Genomic DNA, 18,257 nt, shown 5'->3' on the forward strand with positions numbered 1-18,257 from the left:
GCGCGACGACGGTCACCGTCCACACGATCGCGGTCACGGCGCCTCCTGCCCGGCACACGTGTTCACGACGGGCGCGCCCACGAACCGGTCCGCGAGCCAGTCGACCGCGCCGGGCAACGCCTTCGAGTCGGCGTGCACGTCGTCGGCGCGGTACCGCAGTTCGATCACATCCCCCTGCCCGCACGCGCGCCCCACCGCGGCAAGGGTCCAGTCGGCCCGGATCAGGTTGTCCCGACCGGCGACCACCACCAGCAGCGGCCCGGCGGCCGGTTGCTGCGGCAGCGCGTCACGGGCCAACCACTCGCGCATCGCCGCGACATCACTGTTGCTGCGCGGCAGCGTGTCGGCCGGGGTGAGGGAGAGTGCCACCGACAGTTTCCGCGACGCCAGTTCCCCGGTGCAGGACCTGATCACGTCGCGATTGTCGGCCAGGGCGCCCCGGATGTAGGCGCTCGCATCGAGGTCCGGATGGGACACCGACAGTCCGTCGATCAGCATCGGCAGGAAGAACTGTTGCGGCACATCGAGAGTGACCGGGCCGTCGGAGACGATCGGCGTGAGATCGGCGGGCGGGGACAGGGCCGCGGCGCCCAGGAACTCGAGTCCGTCGCCGTACTGCGCCGCCCGCTCCGCGGCCGCCCACGACGCCTGACCGCCCTGCGACACCCCGATCGCCGTCCACCGGGCCGAGGTGTCGGGCACCAGATTCCGCGCGGCACGGACCCCGTCGATCAGGTTGTGCGCGGCCGTGACCGGCTCGAGGTACGGGTGCGGGCCGTCGGTGCCCAGACCCTCGTAGTCGGTGACGGCGACGACGAATCCGCGGGCGAGCAGATCCCGCACCAGCCCCGCCGAGCCCAGCAGGTCCGGGTGCCGCGACGGCGCACACTCGTCGAGCAGTCCGGTCGTGGGATGGCCGAGGGTGACGACCGGCCACCCGCCCGGCGGCGCCTGGCCGGGTGGCGCGAACACCGTGCCCGACACCTCGGTGCCGCGCGCGTCGATGCCGGACGTGGACCGGTACACGATCCGGTGCCCGGACATCCCGGCCCCGGCGAACGGTTCGTCGCGGGTCACGACACCCCGGTCGGCGGGGTCGGGTGGCGCGAGCGCACTGGTCGTCGGGGCAGCCGTCGGCGTCACGCGGTCCGGGGAGTCCACGGTCGCCGAACATCCCGCCAGCAGCGCCGCGCACGCGAGCGCGGCGAGGGCCGTCCGGATTCGGGTCACGGCTCGATTGTGCCCGTCAGCCGCGCCTGCGGCGCACTCTCTGCTCGGCGGCGGCTTCCTCGATGTCTCGCGATTCGAGTTCGGCGCGCAGCACCTCGTCGTCGAGGGTGCCGTCGTCGCGGGCCGCGATCAGCGCGCTGCGCTGCGCCTCGAGGACGCGGCGCCGGACGGTGTCGAACAGCGCGCCGGCACGTCGGAGCCTGGACGCGGTGCCGCCGTCGTCCTCTTCGGCCTCCTCGACCTGGGCCTGGGCGCGGACCGAGATCCGGACCCGGTCGAGGGCTTTGACGAACTCGCCGGGGTCGGCGCCGGACGGCGGACTCGCGGCGACCTCGGCCAGTGCACGGTCGGCCGCGTCGGCGGCGATCCGGCGGGCGAGCAGGGTCTGCTGCCGCGTGCGTTCGAGTTCATGAGGGTCGGCGACGTCGAGGCGTCGGATCACGAACGGAATCGTCGCTCCCTGGATCAGCAGGGTTCCCACCGCGACGACGAACGCGATCGCCTGGATGACGCCGCGCCCCGGGAACGGCTCCCCCGCCGCGGTCAGCACCGGGATGCCGCCCGCGGCGGCGAGCGTGACGACGCCGCGCATGCCCGCCCACGACACGACGAGTTTCTGCCGCCAGTTCATTCCGGCCTGTGTGGCGGTGCCGTGTCGGGGGGTGAACCGCATCCGGGCCCCGCCCCAGTTCAGGAACACCCACAGCGGACGGACCAGGATCACCACGGCCAGCACCGCGAACCCGTAGGCGAAGACGTGGTGGACGGGCAGTCCCTCGGCGGCGACGTCGTCGATGACGAACTTCAACTGCAGGCCCATGTAGGCGAAGACGAACATCTCGAGCAGCATGTCGAGCGTCGCCCACAGTGAGCGTTCCTGGATCCGGGTCGGGATCGACACGTTGGTCGCGTGGTGGCCCATGACGAATCCGGCGACGACGACGGCGAGCACACCGGAGGTGTCGAGCTCCTCGGCGGCCAGGTAGGCGGCGAAGGGAAGCACCAGTCCCAGAACGGTTTCGAGCGGTGAGTCGTACATCCGGGCGCGCACGAAACGCACGACGGTCGCGGTCACGAGGCCGATGGTGACACCGCCGACCACCTCGTACAGGAAGAACAGCATCGGTTGTTCGACGACGACGCGGGTGCCTGCGACGGACGCGACGCCGACGGTGAACAGCGTCAGCGCGGTCGCGTCGTTGAGCAGGCCCTCACCGGTGAGAATCGCGAGCACACGTTTCGGCAGTCCGAGTTTGCGGCCGACGGTGACCGCACTGACGGCGTCGGTCGGCGACACGACGGCGCCGAGTACCAGCGCCGCGCCGAGCGTCAACTCGGGCACCAGCCAGTTCGAGAAGAATCCGACGGCGAACGCCGTCACCAGCACCAGGCCGACACCGAGTCGCAGGATCGGCGCGATGTTGCGGCGCAGGCTCGACATCGAGAAGTCCAGCGCCGCCGAGTACAGCAGTGGCGGCAGGACCACCCCGAGGATGATCTCGGGGTCCAGTTCCAGACGGGGCATGCCCGGGATGAACGACGCCGCCGAGCCGACGGCCACGAGGATGAGGGGGACCTGCAGATCTCGACGTTTCGCCAGGCTCGTCACCGCGATCGACACGATGACGACGAGCAGTACGAGGGTTCCGTTCACACGACGATTGTGCCGTCGACCGGACCCCCGTCACCTGCTGCCGCGCCGCACCGTGCCTGGACGGCTCACGCCGTCACTCCTTCGGCGGCACAACCTTCTTGGCCGCCTCGGCAGCCTTGTCGATCTTGTCGCTGTACTTGCCGCCGGTCTTCTCGTCGGCGATGTCGGCCGCCTTGTCGATGACGTCCTGCACCTTGTCGGAGTGCTCGGCAGCGAGTTCCTGCCCCTTGTCGACCAGTCCCTTGACCGAATCCATGAATCCCATACCGACATCCTCCTCGGGTTCGTCCACGGCCACCATGCCGCCCGACAAGTTTCACACCTTCGACACGGCGTTTTCCACACCGGGTGCCGTCTCGTCGAGCGGTCGAACTTCCATCGGGCAGCTCCGGACGAGTTTGGTGCCCGCTTCAGGCGACCGCGGCGAGAAGGACCGCGGTCAGGATGAGCCAGTCCGGGCCTCGTAGTTTCTGTCGGATCACGTCGATCGGTAGGTGGCCGATGCCGATCTCGAGGACGAGCCCGTCGTAGGCGGTCGGCATTCGGGTCCGTAGTCGGTACGCCGCGCCGCACGCACCGACGACGCCGATCACCAGTGCCGGCACCGACCAGCCCACGAGTGGTGCCGTCGCAACCGCGACCGCCACGGCTGCACAGGCGGGGACGACAACCAGCGGTCGGCGTAGTGACCGATCGTCAGCACCGAGCATCCCTGCCAGCTCGGGATTGCACGACAGCTCCCGCAACCCGCTGCTGAACACCACGGCCGCAGCGAACACCGCCATCGCCTGTACCCATCCCGCGGCGATCGGCGACACCGCGCCGCTGATCGCCCACGCTCCGGCAACGGTGACTGCGGTGACGACGAACGACGACCGCCGGCGCAGATGTCTCAGCGCGTCGATGCGGATCAGAGCACGGGCCCGGCCGGGCGGCAGCATTCGCGTCGGCCGGTGAGCGATACGCCGCCACGCCCGTTCGTCGACCACACCGGTCAGCACACCCAGGTCCATGCCGATGACTGAGACTTGTGCCGCCACAGCGATATCGGCACCCTCGTCGAGTTCGGCGGCCGTGATTCGGCCGCAGGCATGCAGCGCGGCGGACGCCAGCGCCACGGACACGACCACGACGACCCCGACCGGGGTCCAGGCTACGGCGGCCCGAACCTCGAGGCCGGCGGTCGCCGCTGCCACCGCACCGGCGGCCGCCACTGTGAACAGGATCCGAACGGTCGAGATCGTCCGAGCCGGAAACACCCGAGCCTGCGTCAGCACCGCGATCGCGGCGACACTCACACCGAAAGCGGCCCCACCCGCCGCCAACGGTGCCCACGGCGTCACCGTTCCGGCGTACGCCGCCAGCCGCCCACCCGCGGCACCAACGATCGCAGCGACGGCGAATGTCACCAACGCCCTCGGACGGAGCATCGCCGCCCGGTCGGTCGGCGTGGTCAGCAGCCAGAAACCGTACTCCCGGCTGGCCGTCAGCGGTCCGACCGCGCGTGCCACCGCAGCACCGGACGCGACGACGGCAGCACCGGCCACCCAAGCCCACGTCTGGTTCCACTCGCCGGCGCCGGACAGCAGAGCCGAATCCGCCAGGGCGGTGGCCGGTCGGGTCGTCAACCACCAGACGAGCCCGGCGACGACGTAGACACCGAGCGCCGCCGTCACGATCGTGCCGGCGCGGTTGCCTCCAGGAGCGTGGGCGCGAGCGAATCGGCGTTGCATCGCCCGCACGGTGCGGGCGCTTGGGGCCGGCGCGGTGGAATCGGTCAGCGCCACGAGTCACCGTCCACTGTCTCGTCGGCGACTGCCGACACCAGAGCCGCGTCGTGGGACACGATCAGAACCGCGGTCCCGACGGCCTTCTCGGCGTCGATGCGGGCGACGAGCCACGCACGCCCGTCGGCATCGAGGTGTTGTTCGGGTTCGTCGAGTACGAGCAGCCGCCGGGGCCGAACGAACGCGGACGCCAACGCCAACCGTCGACGTTGCCCGCTCGACAGGGTCACCGGAAGTTGGTCCGCGGCACCGGACAAGCCGACGTCGGTGAGGGTCCGGGTCGCCAGCCCGTACGGGTCGGGCATCCCGTGGGCGGTCGCGACGAGCTGCAGATGCTCGTGCGCCGTCAGGTGGGCGAATGTGGCGCCGTCGCCGACCACCGACGCCACCGCGGCCCGGAAGCTGGGTGAGGATTCGTCGACGGCGGAACCGTCGACCGTGACGGTGCCACCGTCGAGCCGGTCCGCGCCGATCACACACCGCATCAACGTGGACTTTCCGGCACCGTTCGCACCGACGATCGCGCAGCACCGGCCCCCGGAGACGTCGAAGGTGACGCCGGTGAAGACAAGCAGGTCACCGAAGCGGCGTTCGGCGTTGCGGACGGACAGGACATCGACGTCCGGACTGGAAGGATCGAGCATGGGGTACTCCCGTATTCCTCGAGGAAAGAGCAGGTTCGCGAGGAAGCAGGGACCGATCAGACCTACGCGGTAGGAGTGGCCCCTGCGAGGAGGCCGGGAGCTCGAGGTCGACGGCGGCCGGGAGCATCGGGATGTGAATGACGGCGGAACGCGCCCCGCAGGCGCTTCTCCTCGCCGGTCGGGCCGCGGGTGGTGCGGCCGAGCCCGAAGATCAGGTCGTCGGCGCGCCAGACGAGGACGAGCGCAGCGACGGCTGCGACGGCTACTACCAAGCCCGCCAACAGGGACGTGGTGTCGCCGGTGGACGCGATCCCCAACGCGAGAAGTGAGATGGCGGCCCACAACAGCAGAAAGACCAGCACGTCCGTGCTGCGTCTCCAGCCATAGCCCATGCCGCGGAGCCTATCCGAGGAGTCAGGACGGTCGGCACAGGTTCGTGCGCGAGTTTCGTCCTGGGTGATCACCGACCGCTCAGGCTGGTCCCGGTGCCGGCATCGGACCCGATCCGTCGCCGCCACGCGCCCAGCGCGGCAGGATGAAGATGCCCTCGGCCTCGATACACACGCCGTCGGGACCCGCCAGGTGGCCGGTGACGAAGGTCTTGACCCCCTCGACCCGGTCGACGCGTGCCTCGGCGTGGAGCTTGCCCAGCGGCGTCGGCCGCCGGTAGCGCAGCGTCAGGGTCGCGGTCATGCCCGGTGTGCCGGCAGCCTCCGCGGCCTCACCGAGAATCTGGTCCAGCACCAGAGCCGACACGCCGCCGTGGGTCAGGCCGGCCGGGCCCTCGTACGGCATCCCGAGGTGGAAGTCCGCCCAGACCAGTCCGTCGGGCTCGCGGTTCACGGTCAACGGCGGTGCGACGGCGTTGCGCAGGCCGGTCGCGGCGTTACCCCAGGTCCGCTTCGCGCCCGACGCGCCCCATCGCACACCGTACGAGGTGGGCCGGGTCTGCTTGCCCAGCAGTTCCTTGGCCGCCTCGATGTGTTCGCGGGCGCGGGCGATGTCCGCGGCCTCGACCTCGGTGGCGAGGGTCAGCTCGATCAGTTCACGGACGCTGTCGGTCAAGGGGCCGTAGAGGTCCGCCTCCCGGGCGATCTCGTCGTCGGTCGCCCCGTCGTAGACGTAGAGGAGCTTCTGCTGCTCGGTCGAATCGGTCACACTGCCTCACTCCCACTACGGAACCACCACGCGACATGCATCATGCACGTGATGTGAGCGACGCGAACGACCGCCCCGGGGCTCGGGCCCGTACGAGGGCCGTGCCCGAGGCCCCGGGCGCTCCCCGTCAGTCGAAGCCCAGCCAGGAATCCGGGGCGAACACCTCGTAGTGGATGTTCTCGGGACGGACCCCCTTCACGACCGCGATCTTGCGGACCTGCCGCATGAACTGGGGCGATCCGCACAGGTACACGTCGGCGTTGCGGTCCCAGTCGTGCCGGCGCAACTGGGCGATCCCCTGCCCGAGGTCATCGGCGTAGAAGGTCTCGATCGACGCCCGGCCCGAGTACGCACTCAGCAGTTCCTGGACCTGGCCACGGTGTCCGAAGGACGCCTCGTCCCTGTCGATGTGGAACACGTGCACCGGGCGGGTGTCCTCCTCCTCGACCAACCGCTGGAGGACGGCGACCGTGAGCGCGGAACCCACGCCGGACGAACCGAGCACGATCGGGCCGTCGGCCGGAATCGGATACGTAGTGCCCGCCGGGATCGACACCACGAGGGGGTACCCGACACCGACCTCGGCGATCAGTTTGGTCGACACCCGGCCGCCCGGCACCGCGCCGACGGTGAACTCCCAGGTGCCCGGGTCCCTCCCCTTCATCGCGGTGTACTGACGGATCTGGCGACTGCCGTCCTCGTAGATCACCGAGACGGAGATGTACTGACCGGCCTCGAACCGATTCATCGGGGAGTGCTCGTCGCCGGCGAGGGTGAACGTCCACACATCGGGGGCGATCTCGCGGCGCTCGACGACCGTGAGTGCGGACCAGATCTGTCCGGTGCGCACCCCGGCCCGCTCGTACATCCCGGCCTCCTGCCGGATGAGCGAGTTGGCCATGAGCCAGTACACCTCGTCCCACGCCGCTGCGACCTCCGCTGTCACCGCGTCCCCGAGAACCTCGACGATGGCCTTGAACAGCGCACGATGCACCAGATCGTAGTGCACCGGAGCGATGCCCAACGATGCGTGTTTGGCGGCGATTCGCGACATGACGTGGTCGATCGGCGGGGCATCCTCGGTGACCAGCAGGGTCGCGAAGGCCGCGATCGCTCCGGCCAATGCCTTCTGCTGCTCTCCGCTCTCCTGGTTGGTCTGGTTGAAGAGGTCCTTCTCCAGCGTCGGGAGGCTGTCGAACAGATTCTTGTAGAAGACACTGCTGATCCGACCCAGATGGGCCCCCACCACGGGCAGGGTCGCCTCGATGACGGGCAGGGACGCAGGCGAAAGGAGCGATGAGTTCGGCGCAACCACAGCTTCGGACATCAGATCGTCACGACCTTTCGAGACCAATGAACAACAGCAGACAATCCGTCACCGACCCCCTGGTGGAAGGCGACCTGCACGGACGAGTCGGACACCCCTTCATGGAATCGCGGACCGAACCTGTCCTCGAGGGTGAGGACCAGGCGAGCGACCGGCCCCGAGACGTCGGCCGCGCCGGCATGGGAGTGATAGAGGGCGTCGGATTCCTGATACACCTCCAGGACGCCCTTCAAGTAGTACTGAAGTTCCAAGGCCTCCAGATACGCGGCCAGTTCGTTCGTACCCGAACCCCAGGCCTCCGTCTCACGGATCAGGGAATCGATTTCACGGGATGTCGCGAAAGGTTCGTATCGAAGGGATTCACGATGATCCGAATCCGCACCCACCCCAGACCGGGTCAGGGTCATCTCTCCAGCCCTTCGTTCGCTGCCACACAAGAGGTTCCGTCACTACGGGAAAGCGCTCGACAGAACACGGGTGGGGCCATGTCGAAACGGCCCCACCTTCGTGTTCAGACGTATCGAGTTCTCAGGATCGGAGCCAGGAATCCGGCCCGAACACCTCGTAGTGGACGCGGGACTCGGCGACGCCGGCCACGTCGAGCAGCTTGTGGGTGGCCTCCACGAAGTCCACCGAGCCACAGATGAGGGCGTTGTCGGAGTCCTCGAACTCGAGGCCCTCGATCGCGCGCGCGAAGGTGTCGTCGGAGTCCGAGTAACAGAAGATGTGCTGCCCGCCCAGCTTCTCGACGAGATCCACGGTCGTCTCCGCGAAGGCGTGCGATGCGCTGTCCTGGTCGGCATGGACCACGACGACCGGATTGGCGCGGCCCTGGGCGACCATGCCGCCCAGAATCCCGACGAACGGAGCGTTGCCGATCCCCTTGGACAGCAGGAATACCCGGCCGTCACCCGCGGGCAGGCCGACGTCACCGAAGGGCGACGACGCGATCACCGTGGATCCTGCGACGACGTGGTCGTGCACGAAATTGGACACCTCGCCGCGCGGATCGCTCGTGTCCCGCTTGACCGCAACCTCGATCCGGCCGGCGCCGAAGTCGACGATGGAGTACTGGCGGAGCTGACGAGCGCCGTCGGGAAGTTCCACTCCGAGCGACAGGTACTGGCCGGGAACGGGCTCGTGGAAGCCGGTGGCGTCGAGGACGAGTGACACGACGTCCTCGGTACGCCTGACGACCTCGAGGACCTGCACCTCCCGGAGCACCGTGTCGGGGTCGACGTCGGCCTCCTTGTAGAGCTGCTTCTCCGCATCGATCAAGGCGTTGGCCAGGAGCCAGTACACGGCGTCCCAGGCCTCCGCGACTTCAGGGGTCACCGCGTCGCCGAGGACCTCCACGATGGCCTCGAACAGGAAGGTGTGCACCACGTCGTACTGGGTTTCACGGACGCCGAGCGACGCATGCTTGTGCGCGATCCGACCGATCGTCGCGCGCGGATCCTCCCCTGTCTCCGAGATCAGCAGCGACGCGAAATTGGCGATGGAACCGGCCAGTGCCTTCTGTTGTTCGCCCCGCGCCTGGTTGCTCCTGTTGAACACGTCGCGTTCGAGCGTCGGAGCCGCATCGAACAGCTTGGTGTAGAACAGCCCGGTGATGGCGCCGATGTTCTCGCCGACCACGGGCAGCGTCGCACGGATCACTTCGGCATGCTTGTCCGACAACAGTTGCACTGAAATGGCTCTCCCCTTTATCCCGACCGAAAATCCATTGGTCCTGTCGTTCCTGCGCGCTGGACTCTACGACAGCGATCACCGAATTTGTCGGGATTGCACAACATACGTTCGAGCGGGCGGCGATCAGGCTCCGTGGACGCCGGGAAGGTCGCCGCTCGACGCGAACAGACGCCGATGCTCCCCGTGAATTCGGCCGGTCACCCACCATGCGATCTCGACCAGCACGACACCGACGAGCCCGATCGTGAGCGCGCCGGTCGTGGCCGCCACGTTGGAGGGATCGAGCTTGAAGAACTCGCGGGTGAAGTCGAGCCCGAACAGGACGACATATCCGAGCACCGAACCGGCGAGCAGCACGATCTTCCACCACGTGTAGGGGCGGGCGACCACCGCCAGCACCCACAGCGCGATCATGATCAGGGTGATGAGCGCAGTGGTGCCGGCCTGCTCCACCTGCTGTTCGGTGGCCTCCGGTCCCGCGTACGCGAGCAGGTACGACACGTACGTCGCGACACCGATGATGACGCCGGACGGGATCGCCAACCGCATGACCCGCCCGACGAAACCGCTACGGGCCCTTTCATTGTTCGGCGCGAGCGACAGGATGAACGCCGGGATACCGATCGTGAACCAGGCCGCGATCGTCACGTGCCGCGGCAGGAACGGGTACGGCAGCGGATCGAAGCCGAAGATCTGCGCCAGCACACCGGAGATCCCGATGAGGAAGGCGAGCAGGACCGAGTACACGGTCTTGGTCAGGAACAGATTCGACACGCGCTCGATGTTGCCGATCACCCGACGGCCCTCGCCAACGACGTACGGCAGCGTCGCGAACTTGTTGTCCAGCAACACGATCTGAGCCACGGCACGGGTCGCGGGGCTGCCGGAGCCCATCGCGACTCCGATGTCGGCGTCCTTGAGCGCGAGCACGTCGTTGACGCCGTCCCCCGTCATCGCGACCGTGTGCCCGCGGGACTGCAGCGCGGACACCATCGCCCGCTTCTGGTCGGGTCGCACCCGACCGAACGTGGTGGACTCGTCGAGGGTGTCGGCGAGCTTCTCGGGATCCTCCGGCAGCTTGCGCGCGTCGATCGCCCGGTCGCCGCCGGGCAGTCCCAGCGAGCCCGCCACGGCACCGACGGACACCGCGTTGTCACCCGAGATGACCTTGACGTCCACCTTCTGGCTCGCGAAGTACTCGAGGGTCTCGCGGGCGTCTGGGCGCACCTTCTGGTCGAGGACCACGAGGGCACGTGGGGTGACGACTCCGGGCGCGTCCGGGGCGTCGACCGCTCGATCGCTGCTGCCGAGCAGCAGCACGCGCAGGCCCTGGGCGCCGATCTCCTCGGCCTGCCGGGCCATGTCGCTGTCGGGGTCGAGCAGGACGTCGGGGGCGCCGAGCAGCCAGTTGCCATTGTTGCCGTACGACTGGCCGCTCCACTTCTTCGCGGACGAGAACGGCGCCACCGCTGTGGGTTCCCAGCCCGGATCGTCGGACAGTGCCTCCTTGATCGCGAGCATGCTCGCGTTGGGGCGCGGATCGTCCGCCGCCATCGCCGCGAGGGCGCGCGCCGACTGGGTGTCGTCCGGTCGGGCGGTGCGCACCTCCGACAGTCGCATGCCGTTCTCGGTGAGCGTGCCGGTCTTGTCGGCGCACACGACGTCGACTCGGGCCAGACCCTCGATGGCCGGTAGCTCCTGGACCAGGCACTGCCGCTTACCGAGCCGGACCACGCCGACGGCGAAGGCGATCGACGTCATCAGGACCAGTCCCTCGGGGACCATCGGCACGAGTGCGGCGACCATGCCGTTGAGCGCGGGACCGATGTCCTGACCGCTCGAGAACAGCTGGTTGTAGATGATGAGCAGACCCGCCGGAATCATCAGGTAGGTGATGAACTTGAGGATCTTGTCGATGCCCGAGCGCAGTTCGGAATGCACCAGTGTGAACTTGCTGGCTTCCTCGGCAAGCTTCGCGGCGTACGCGTCCCGGCCCACCTTGGTCGCGCGGTAGGCGCCGCTGCCGGCGACGACGAAGCTGCCCGACAGCACCTGTGCACCGGCGGGCTTGTGCACCGCGTCGGCCTCACCGGTGAGCATGGACTCGTCCACCTCGAGGGCCGATGCCTCGACGACGCTGCCGTCGACCACGATCTGGTCGCCGGGACCGAGCTCGATGATGTCGTCGAGCACCACGTCCTTCGGCGCCACCGCCGCCGTCGCGCCGTCGCGGCGCACCATCGGCTTGGCCTGGCTCACGATCGCCAGCTGATCGAGTGTTCGTTTGGCGCGCAGTTCCTGGATGATGCCGATCCCGCTGTTGGCGACGATCAGCAGACCGAACATCCCGTCCACGATCGAACCGGTCGACAGCACGATGATCAGCAGGACACCGAGAATCGCGTTGATCCGGGTGAACACGTTCGCGCGGACGATGTCCTTGACCGAACGACTCGCTCGGTCGGGAACGTCGTTGGTCTGCCCGTTCGCAACCCTGGTCGCCACCGCATCGGCCGTGAGACCGTTCTCGATGTACCGGGGATCGGTCTCGAGGGTGCCGACAGCGCCGCCTTCGGTGGGGTCGTCCGTTGCCATGACACGAAGGCTATTCCAACCCGGACCGTTTGCCACAGACGGTTCGCGGCGCGCCCGCTGCGGTCCACGCTGGGAGGGCTACCCCAGTTCCTGCCACCACGCGTTCCGGGCGGGCGGACGGAGGCCGTCGACGCGTTGCCCCACCATCGGCACCGCCATCGTGACTCCGGCCGCCGTGGCCGCGGCCGCGACCCGGGCGATCGGCTCGCCCCACGGGTGGAAGGCGAGGTTGAACGTGGCCCAGTGGATGGGGATCAACAGCCCGCCCCCCAGGTCGAGGTGGGTCCGCACCGCCTCCTCCGGGTTCATGTGGATGTCGGGCCAGCGCTCGTCGTAGGCGCCGACCGGCAGCAGCGTGACGTCGAACGGCCCGTACGCGCGGCCCAGATCCGCGAACCGCGGCGTGTAGCCGGAGTCGCCGCCGAAGAACACCTTCCGGCGCGGCCCGGCGATCACCCAGGACGCCCACAAGGTCGTGTCCCGGGCGATCCCCCGCCCCGAGAAGTGCCGGGCCTCGGTGCAGGTGAGGGTCAGTCCGGCGACCTCGGCCTGTTCGTCCCAGTCGAGTTCGACGATCCGTTCGTCCGGGACGTTCCAGCGTCGCAGGTGCGCCCCGACGCCGAGCGGCACCACGAACACGGTCTCCTGCGTGCGGGCGAGGGCGGTGACGGTGGCCTGGTCGAGGTGGTCGTAGTGGTCGTGGGAGATCACCACGGCATCGATCGCAGGGAGGTCCGCCAACGACATCGGCACTGGATGCATACGTGCCGGACCCACCACGGACGACGGCGAAACCCGTTCGCTCCATACAGGATCCGCCAGTACACGGCGGCCGTCGACCTCGACGAGCACACTCGAGTGCCCGAACCAGGTCACCGCGAGCTCGCCCGCGGCGGCCGGGGCGAGCGGCGTCGCCAGTGGAATCTCGCGGCGCGGGCGTCCCGTCGTTCCGCGGGTGAGGAACGCCTTCGCCAGGCCCGACTGCGAGCCCGCGGGCAGGGACGAGCTGGGATCGGAGTTGTGGAACCGACTGTCGCGGTATCGCGGTGACGCCGCCGCGTACGGCTTGATCGCGGCGCGCGACGCACCCAGCGCCGGCACCGTCCCCCACGCCGCCCGTGCCACCAATCCCGCGCCTGCGGCCGCTGCCGCGACCAGGACACTCCTGCCGATCATCGCCGTCCCTCTCCCCCACCCGATCTGCTGACTCACCGGCCCCGGAACTCCGGTGCACGCTTCTGCGCACGGGCCGCGCGGGCCTCCTGTGCGTCGTCGCTGCCCCAGGCCGCGAACAACGCGGCGAGCTGCTCCTCGGTCTGCGGCTCGCGGGTCCCGTCGTCGTTGAACACCATCTTGAGGTGACGCACCGACAGCGGTGCGAGCTCCGCGATGGTGCGCGCCCACTCCTGTGCGGCGACGAGGTCACCGACCTTGTTCGCCAGTCCGCGTGCGAAAGCCTCGTCCGCCGAGAGCATCTCGGCACCGAGCAGCATCGTCCGGGCCGGCCCTCCACCGACGAGCGACACCAACCGGCGCACCGTCCACTTGTCCACCGTGATGCCGAGCTTCGCTGCCGGGATCCCGAACCGCGCCTCGGGTGCGACCACGCGCAGATCCGACGCGAGCGCGAGCTGGGTGCCAGCTCCGATCGCGGGGCCGTTGATCGCGGCGATCACCGGGATCGGCACGGAATCGATGGTGTGCAGCATCTCGAGCAGCGTGTCGGTGAATCCCTCGGCGTAGACGTCGCCGGACAAGTCGGCACCCGCGCAGAACGCGGTGCCCTGGCCGGTGAGCACGACGACGCGGGCCTCTTCCGCGACCGCCTTCTCCAGGCCCTCGCGGAGCGCGATGCACAACTCGGAGTTGAGGGCGTTGCGTCGATCCGGACGCTGCAGCTCGAGCGTGACTACGTGGCCGTCACGGCTGGTCCCGATCATGTGGATCCACTCGCTTTCTCGGATGCGGAGGTGGTGCGCCCCGAACAGTACCTGTCACGCAGCATCCACAGACAAAACGAGTTCGCTGGAACAACGGACCCGTCGGAGGCGTTGCGGCAGATTCAGGCTATTCCAGATCGGAGGGCGATGGACACCGATGTCGAGGTCGTGGTGATCGGGGCCGGGCAGGCGGGCCTGTCCACCGCGTACCACTTGCGCCGTTTCGGGCTGGCACCCGAACGGGAGTTCGTGGTGCTCGACCACGCGCCCGGACCGGGCGGGGCGTGGCAGTTCCGCTGGCCGTCACTGACCCTGCAGACCGTCAACGGCATCCACGACCTCCCCGGGATGCCGTTCGCAGAGATGCTCGCGCCCGGCGCCGAAACGGTCCGGGCGGCCGACGCCGTCCCGCACTACTACGGGCTCTACGAGAAGCGGTTCGAGTTGCCCGTCCACCGCCCCGCGCACGCCACCGTCGTGTGCGATCGCGGCGGGCGACTGGCCGTCGAGACGCCGGGCGGCACCTACCGGACGCGCGGCCTCGTCAACGCGACGGGCACGTGGGAGCGCCCGTTCGTGCCCGCGATCACCGGCGCGGAGCGGTTCGGCGGACGCCAACTGCACACGCGCGACTACCGGTCGGCGAGTGAGTTCGAGGGCAAGCACGTGATCGTGGTCGGCGGCGGCATCTCCGCGGTGCAGTTGCTCGACGAGATCTCGTGCGTCGCGACCACGACCTGGGTCACCCGTCGCGAGCCGCAGTTCCGGGAGGAACCTTTCACGCCCGAGATCGGCCGGGATGCAGTGGCACTCGTCGAGGACCGGGTACGACGTGGGCTCCCACCGGGGTCGGTGGTGTCGGTGACCGGACTGCCCGTCACCCCCGCGATCCGGGCCGCCCGCGAGCGCGGCGTCCTGGACCGGCTGCCGATGTTCTCCGAGATCACCGAGAGCGGGGTGCGCTGGCCCGACGGATCCGAGCACCGAGCCGACGTCATCCTGTGGTGCACCGGTTTCCGCTCGTCCCTCGACCATCTGGCACCACTGCGCCTGCGGGGTCCCGGCGGCGGCATCACCATGACCGGCCGTCTCGCGACGCAGGTGGCGGCCGATCCCCGGGTGCACCTGGTCGGGTACGGGCCGTCGGCCTCCACGATCGGCGCCAACCGTGCAGGACGCGCGGCGGCCCGGGAGTTGACCCAGTACCTGTCGGGCTGACTCAGTCGCGGTCGGCCTTCACGATCGGCGGTATCGCGTAGCTGCCGTCGAGGACGGCCTTGTCGGGGATGTACATGCGCAGTAGCGGTCGGAACGAACCCGTCGGTGTGGGAAGCCAATTCGATCGTGCCGTCGGATCGGCGGGTTCGACCGCGCTCAGCGTCACCGTGAGCGAACCGTCGTCGCCGTAGACGAGCCCCTCGGTACGATCGCCGATCGAGTACCGCTCGAGCGGATTCGAGACCAGGTAGTAGTTCGGCATGCTGTACATGGTGATCGACCAGAAGGCACCCACGGGCGGGGTGGGCGCGAACGTGATCGTGTAGGTGTGATCGCCGGCCAGTTGGTCACCGTCGGAGTCGGTGTAGACGGGACTGTAGGCGGCCTCGTACCCGTGGTTGCCCCACAGACCGCCCATCGCCGCCGCCGCACGCAGCCCGATCGCTTTGGCACGATCCGAGATTCGCCACTCCGGCGCGTCGATCGTTCCGATCTCGAAGAAGTCGTCGTTGTAGTCGAACACGTGGAAGGTCTGGTGCCAGCCGTTCACCACGGCGTCACCGGCACCCGACTTCAATGCATCCTCCACCTTCGCGCGCCCCTGCGTGGCTCCCTCGATCAGGATCTCGACGAGAGCCGGGTCGGCATCGACGTAGGGCGACGGCCCCGCCTCGAGTAGTCCCAACGGAGCGAACGCCTGCTGCAGCGCCAGGTCTCGGGGCGCCGGCGGGAATGCCTGCAGATACAGCCGCAGCTTCTCCCAGAACAGAAGTTCCTCCGGCACTGCAGGATCCGGTTCGGGCAACCCCTCCGGATCGGTGGAGGTCATCGCACTGAGCGCGGTCTGCTCCTGCAGCTTCCGAACCCGGGGAAGGTCACCCGGTCCGTCACACGCCCACCGACCGACGACCGACACGATCCGCGTCGAGCAGTGCACGGGCATTGCACCCGCGGGCAGTCCTCCGGGCCAACCCGGCGGCACCAGCACGTAGGTGCCGGCCTGGGTTCCCGTGGCTCGCTTGCCGATGTAGGCGAAGTTGTTGGTCCATGCATCGACGAACTGGAGGACGAAGTACGCGTCCGCCGTGTCGGGCACGTCCAACAGCAGTGGACCGACACCGAGGTCGAGTTGCGCCATCGAATACACGGTGTCGTTGTTGATCGAGACGAAGGTGTCCTCGGGACCGGCCAGATCCGTCGCGTGACTGAAGGAATTGAACGGTGCCGCCGCGTTGGCCCCGACCCCCGTCGTGACGAATCGTTGCACCTGGGACAGGTTGAACACCGGAGCGAAACCGTAGATGAACGCCAGGACTGCCGACTCGACGCTGACTGCCGAATCGCTACTCGGGTTGGTCATGGCTCATTCCACCACCGTCGCCGCGCTTGCGCTCGCGATCGGCGAAGTTTGGGGTCATCATGGTCTGGTGACCGAATTCCCCGCGTGGGCACGCTCGCTCGACCTCACACCTCATCCGGAAGGTGGCTGGTACCGCGAGACGTGGCGCAGCGAAATCGAGCTACCCGGTGTGGCACTGCCGAACATGTTCGGCGGCGCCCGCTCCGCCGGGACGGCGATCCTGTTCCTGCTCGAACCCGGACAGCAGTCGGCATGGCACTGCGTGCGCGGCAGCGAGATCTGGCTGTACCACCGCGGCAGCCCGATCCTCCTCGAACTCGGCGGCGACGGTGACGCCCCGGGCGAGCCGACCACGCACGTCGTCGGGCCCGACATCGAGGCCGGGCACAGCCCGCAGATCGTGGTCCCGCCCCGCACCTGGCAACGGGCCCGCCCGGTGGACGACGACGCCGGCCTCGTCAGCTGCATCGTTGTCCCCGGCTTCGACTTCGCGGACTTCCGCCTCGAGGGCCAGGAGTATCCGACGCCCTCGCCCGCGCAGTTCTGAGGTCGCGCCGGGGACGACCCCCGGCAGGTCAATCGTGGACGTTGTCGGCGAGGAGAGTTCGGAAGTCGGGTGCGAGTTCCACTGTTTCGCCGCCGTTGTCGTGATCGACGAGACGAACTCTCCCGTCGGCGGCGATCCAGATCGGGTTGCCAGATCCGTCGTCGGCGATGACGACACCGTCGATGAGCATCCCGTACGCCTCACGCGCCCGGGTGGTCAGTTCGACGCTGCTCTCGTTTCCGAGGATCGAGGCGTTGTCCCACGCGTGAACGGGCACACCGACGAAACAGCCGCCCCAACGGCCGACGAACTCTTCGTAGTCCGGATCAGGAACGAGACCCAGGACCGTCAGCCCCTCCCGTAGTTCAGCCGATGGAACGGGCCGGCCGGAACCATAGGCGGCCACCGCGACTTCGATGCGTGCGACGAGTTCGGCGCCGAGAGACATGCCGCGATCGTATCGCCGGGAAGCCCGCGACCGCCGGACTGCCGACACATCGGGGTGCAGATCAGGATTCGGTGAGCGCAGTCAGCCACAACCGCACCGTGGAACGAAGCCGATCGACACGCGGCGCCGCCGAGTCTGCGAGCATCGACCGAGACCCGTAGACGGCGTCGAACACCAACCCCTCCAGCAAGCTGATCAGGTCGTGCGCCGCACTGCGCGGGTCGGTCGCACCGAGCGCGTCCATCAATGCAGTTGCCCTGTCCACCGAGAAGAGGCACCCGGCGAGCGCAGACCGCAGCTCCTCGTCGCCGGCGGCATCGACGGCGAGCGCACAGCGCGCCAGGACGTCCCGGCGCCGATCGGTCACCAGCAGACCGATCTGCTGGGCGATCAGGTCGGCTGCGCCGTCGACCGAGGGCGGATCGTCGGCGGTGTGCGCCTCCACGAACGCCGCCCGCGACCTGTCGGACAGCCGTCGAATGGCACCGCCCACCAGCGCATCCCGCGTCCGGAAGTAGTACGACGTGGAACCCTTCGCCAGCCCCAGCCGCCGGTCGATCGCCTGGTGGGTCACGCCGTGGTTGCCCCCCTCGGCAGCAAGATCGAGGGCGGCATCGCAGATCGCTTCGCGACGGGACGGACGGTGACTCATGTCTC

At 68.8% G+C, this 18,257-nt stretch carries 18 protein-coding genes; 2 read left to right on the plus strand and 16 right to left on the minus strand.

Going from position 1 to position 18,257, the window contains the following annotated elements; all coding sequences use genetic code 11:
- Positions 1–33: 33 nt before the first annotated feature.
- From IJ15_RS0113070 to IJ15_RS0113130, 13 genes are all read right to left on the minus strand, one after another.
- The gene (locus tag IJ15_RS0113070; protein ID WP_031938788.1) at positions 34–1,230 is read right to left on the minus strand and encodes a lipase family protein; all 1,197 of its coding nucleotides are present in this window, start codon (positions 1,228–1,230) and stop codon (positions 34–36) included.
- A 16-nt stretch (positions 1,231–1,246) separates the two neighbouring features.
- Positions 1,247–2,884, minus strand: coding sequence for a Na+/H+ antiporter (locus IJ15_RS0113075; RefSeq protein ID WP_031938789.1), 1,638 nt, complete (start codon positions 2,882–2,884; stop codon positions 1,247–1,249).
- A gap of 73 nt (positions 2,885–2,957) precedes the next feature.
- Positions 2,958–3,149, minus strand: coding sequence for an antitoxin (locus IJ15_RS0113080; RefSeq protein ID WP_031938790.1), 192 nt, complete (start codon positions 3,147–3,149; stop codon positions 2,958–2,960).
- A gap of 145 nt (positions 3,150–3,294) precedes the next feature.
- The gene (locus IJ15_RS0113085; protein WP_156112092.1) at positions 3,295–4,617 is read right to left on the minus strand and encodes a DUF6297 family protein; all 1,323 of its coding nucleotides are present in this window, start codon (positions 4,615–4,617) and stop codon (positions 3,295–3,297) included.
- Positions 4,618–4,661: 44 nt separating this feature from the next.
- Positions 4,662–5,315: an ABC transporter ATP-binding protein gene (locus tag IJ15_RS0113090; RefSeq protein ID WP_031938792.1), complete on the minus strand. Its 654-nt coding sequence runs from the start codon at positions 5,313–5,315 to the stop codon at positions 4,662–4,664.
- Between the two features lie 62 nt (positions 5,316–5,377).
- The gene (locus tag IJ15_RS26045; RefSeq protein ID WP_156112093.1) at positions 5,378–5,707 is read right to left on the minus strand and encodes a DUF6412 domain-containing protein; all 330 of its coding nucleotides are present in this window, start codon (positions 5,705–5,707) and stop codon (positions 5,378–5,380) included.
- 79 nt (positions 5,708–5,786) lie between these two features.
- Positions 5,787–6,473, minus strand: coding sequence for a PaaI family thioesterase (locus tag IJ15_RS0113100; RefSeq protein WP_031938794.1), 687 nt, complete (start codon positions 6,471–6,473; stop codon positions 5,787–5,789).
- Between the two features lie 127 nt (positions 6,474–6,600).
- Positions 6,601–7,800, minus strand: a complete 1,200-nt coding sequence (locus tag IJ15_RS0113105; RefSeq protein WP_031938795.1) for a globin domain-containing protein — start codon at positions 7,798–7,800, stop codon at positions 6,601–6,603.
- Positions 7,800–8,207 carry a hypothetical protein gene (locus IJ15_RS0113110; protein WP_156112094.1) on the minus strand — a complete coding sequence of 136 codons (408 nt, stop codon included), beginning with the start codon at positions 8,205–8,207 and terminating at the stop codon, positions 7,800–7,802. The genes IJ15_RS0113105 and IJ15_RS0113110 overlap by 1 nt, the downstream gene beginning before the upstream one ends.
- Positions 8,208–8,328: 121 nt before the next feature.
- Positions 8,329–9,489 carry a globin domain-containing protein gene (locus IJ15_RS0113115; RefSeq protein ID WP_051918840.1) on the minus strand — a complete coding sequence of 387 codons (1,161 nt, stop codon included), beginning with the start codon at positions 9,487–9,489 and terminating at the stop codon, positions 8,329–8,331.
- 126 nt (positions 9,490–9,615) lie between these two features.
- A complete protein-coding gene (locus IJ15_RS0113120) occupies positions 9,616–12,087 on the minus strand; it encodes an HAD-IC family P-type ATPase (RefSeq protein ID WP_031938798.1) in 2,472 nt (823 codons plus the stop codon).
- A 78-nt stretch (positions 12,088–12,165) separates the two neighbouring features.
- Positions 12,166–13,263: an MBL fold metallo-hydrolase gene (locus IJ15_RS0113125; protein ID WP_031938799.1), complete on the minus strand. Its 1,098-nt coding sequence runs from the start codon at positions 13,261–13,263 to the stop codon at positions 12,166–12,168.
- A gap of 32 nt (positions 13,264–13,295) precedes the next feature.
- A complete protein-coding gene (locus tag IJ15_RS0113130; protein ID WP_031938800.1) occupies positions 13,296–14,027 on the minus strand; it encodes an enoyl-CoA hydratase in 732 nt (243 codons plus the stop codon).
- A 147-nt stretch (positions 14,028–14,174) separates the two neighbouring features.
- On the opposite strand from IJ15_RS0113130, the gene IJ15_RS0113135 reads away from it, so the two are divergent.
- On the plus strand, positions 14,175–15,245 hold the full coding sequence (locus IJ15_RS0113135) for an NAD(P)-binding domain-containing protein (RefSeq protein ID WP_031938801.1): 1,071 nt from the start codon (positions 14,175–14,177) through the stop codon (positions 15,243–15,245).
- Position 15,246: 1 nt separating this feature from the next.
- Here the strand turns inward: IJ15_RS0113135 and IJ15_RS0113140 are convergent, their stop codons facing one another.
- A complete protein-coding gene (locus IJ15_RS0113140; RefSeq protein ID WP_031938802.1) occupies positions 15,247–16,605 on the minus strand; it encodes a DUF1254 domain-containing protein in 1,359 nt (452 codons plus the stop codon).
- Between the two features lie 67 nt (positions 16,606–16,672).
- On the opposite strand from IJ15_RS0113140, the gene IJ15_RS0113145 reads away from it, so the two are divergent.
- The gene (locus tag IJ15_RS0113145) at positions 16,673–17,152 is read left to right on the plus strand and encodes a cupin domain-containing protein (RefSeq protein ID WP_031938803.1); all 480 of its coding nucleotides are present in this window, start codon (positions 16,673–16,675) and stop codon (positions 17,150–17,152) included.
- Positions 17,153–17,180: 28 nt separating this feature from the next.
- Here IJ15_RS0113145 and IJ15_RS0113150 read toward each other — a convergent pair whose 3' ends face one another.
- Positions 17,181–17,600 (minus strand): SMI1/KNR4 family protein, encoded by a 420-nt coding sequence (locus tag IJ15_RS0113150; RefSeq protein ID WP_031938804.1) that lies wholly within the window; start codon positions 17,598–17,600, stop codon positions 17,181–17,183.
- Positions 17,601–17,661: 61 nt separating this feature from the next.
- Positions 17,662–18,252 carry a TetR/AcrR family transcriptional regulator gene (locus tag IJ15_RS0113155; RefSeq protein WP_031938805.1) on the minus strand — a complete coding sequence of 197 codons (591 nt, stop codon included), beginning with the start codon at positions 18,250–18,252 and terminating at the stop codon, positions 17,662–17,664.
- Between the last annotated feature and the right edge of the window lie 5 nt (positions 18,253–18,257).

The sequence above is a fragment of the Prescottella defluvii genome (assembly GCF_000738775.1).
In the GTDB taxonomy this organism is placed as follows: Bacteria; Actinomycetota; Actinomycetes; order Mycobacteriales; family Mycobacteriaceae; genus Prescottella; species Prescottella defluvii.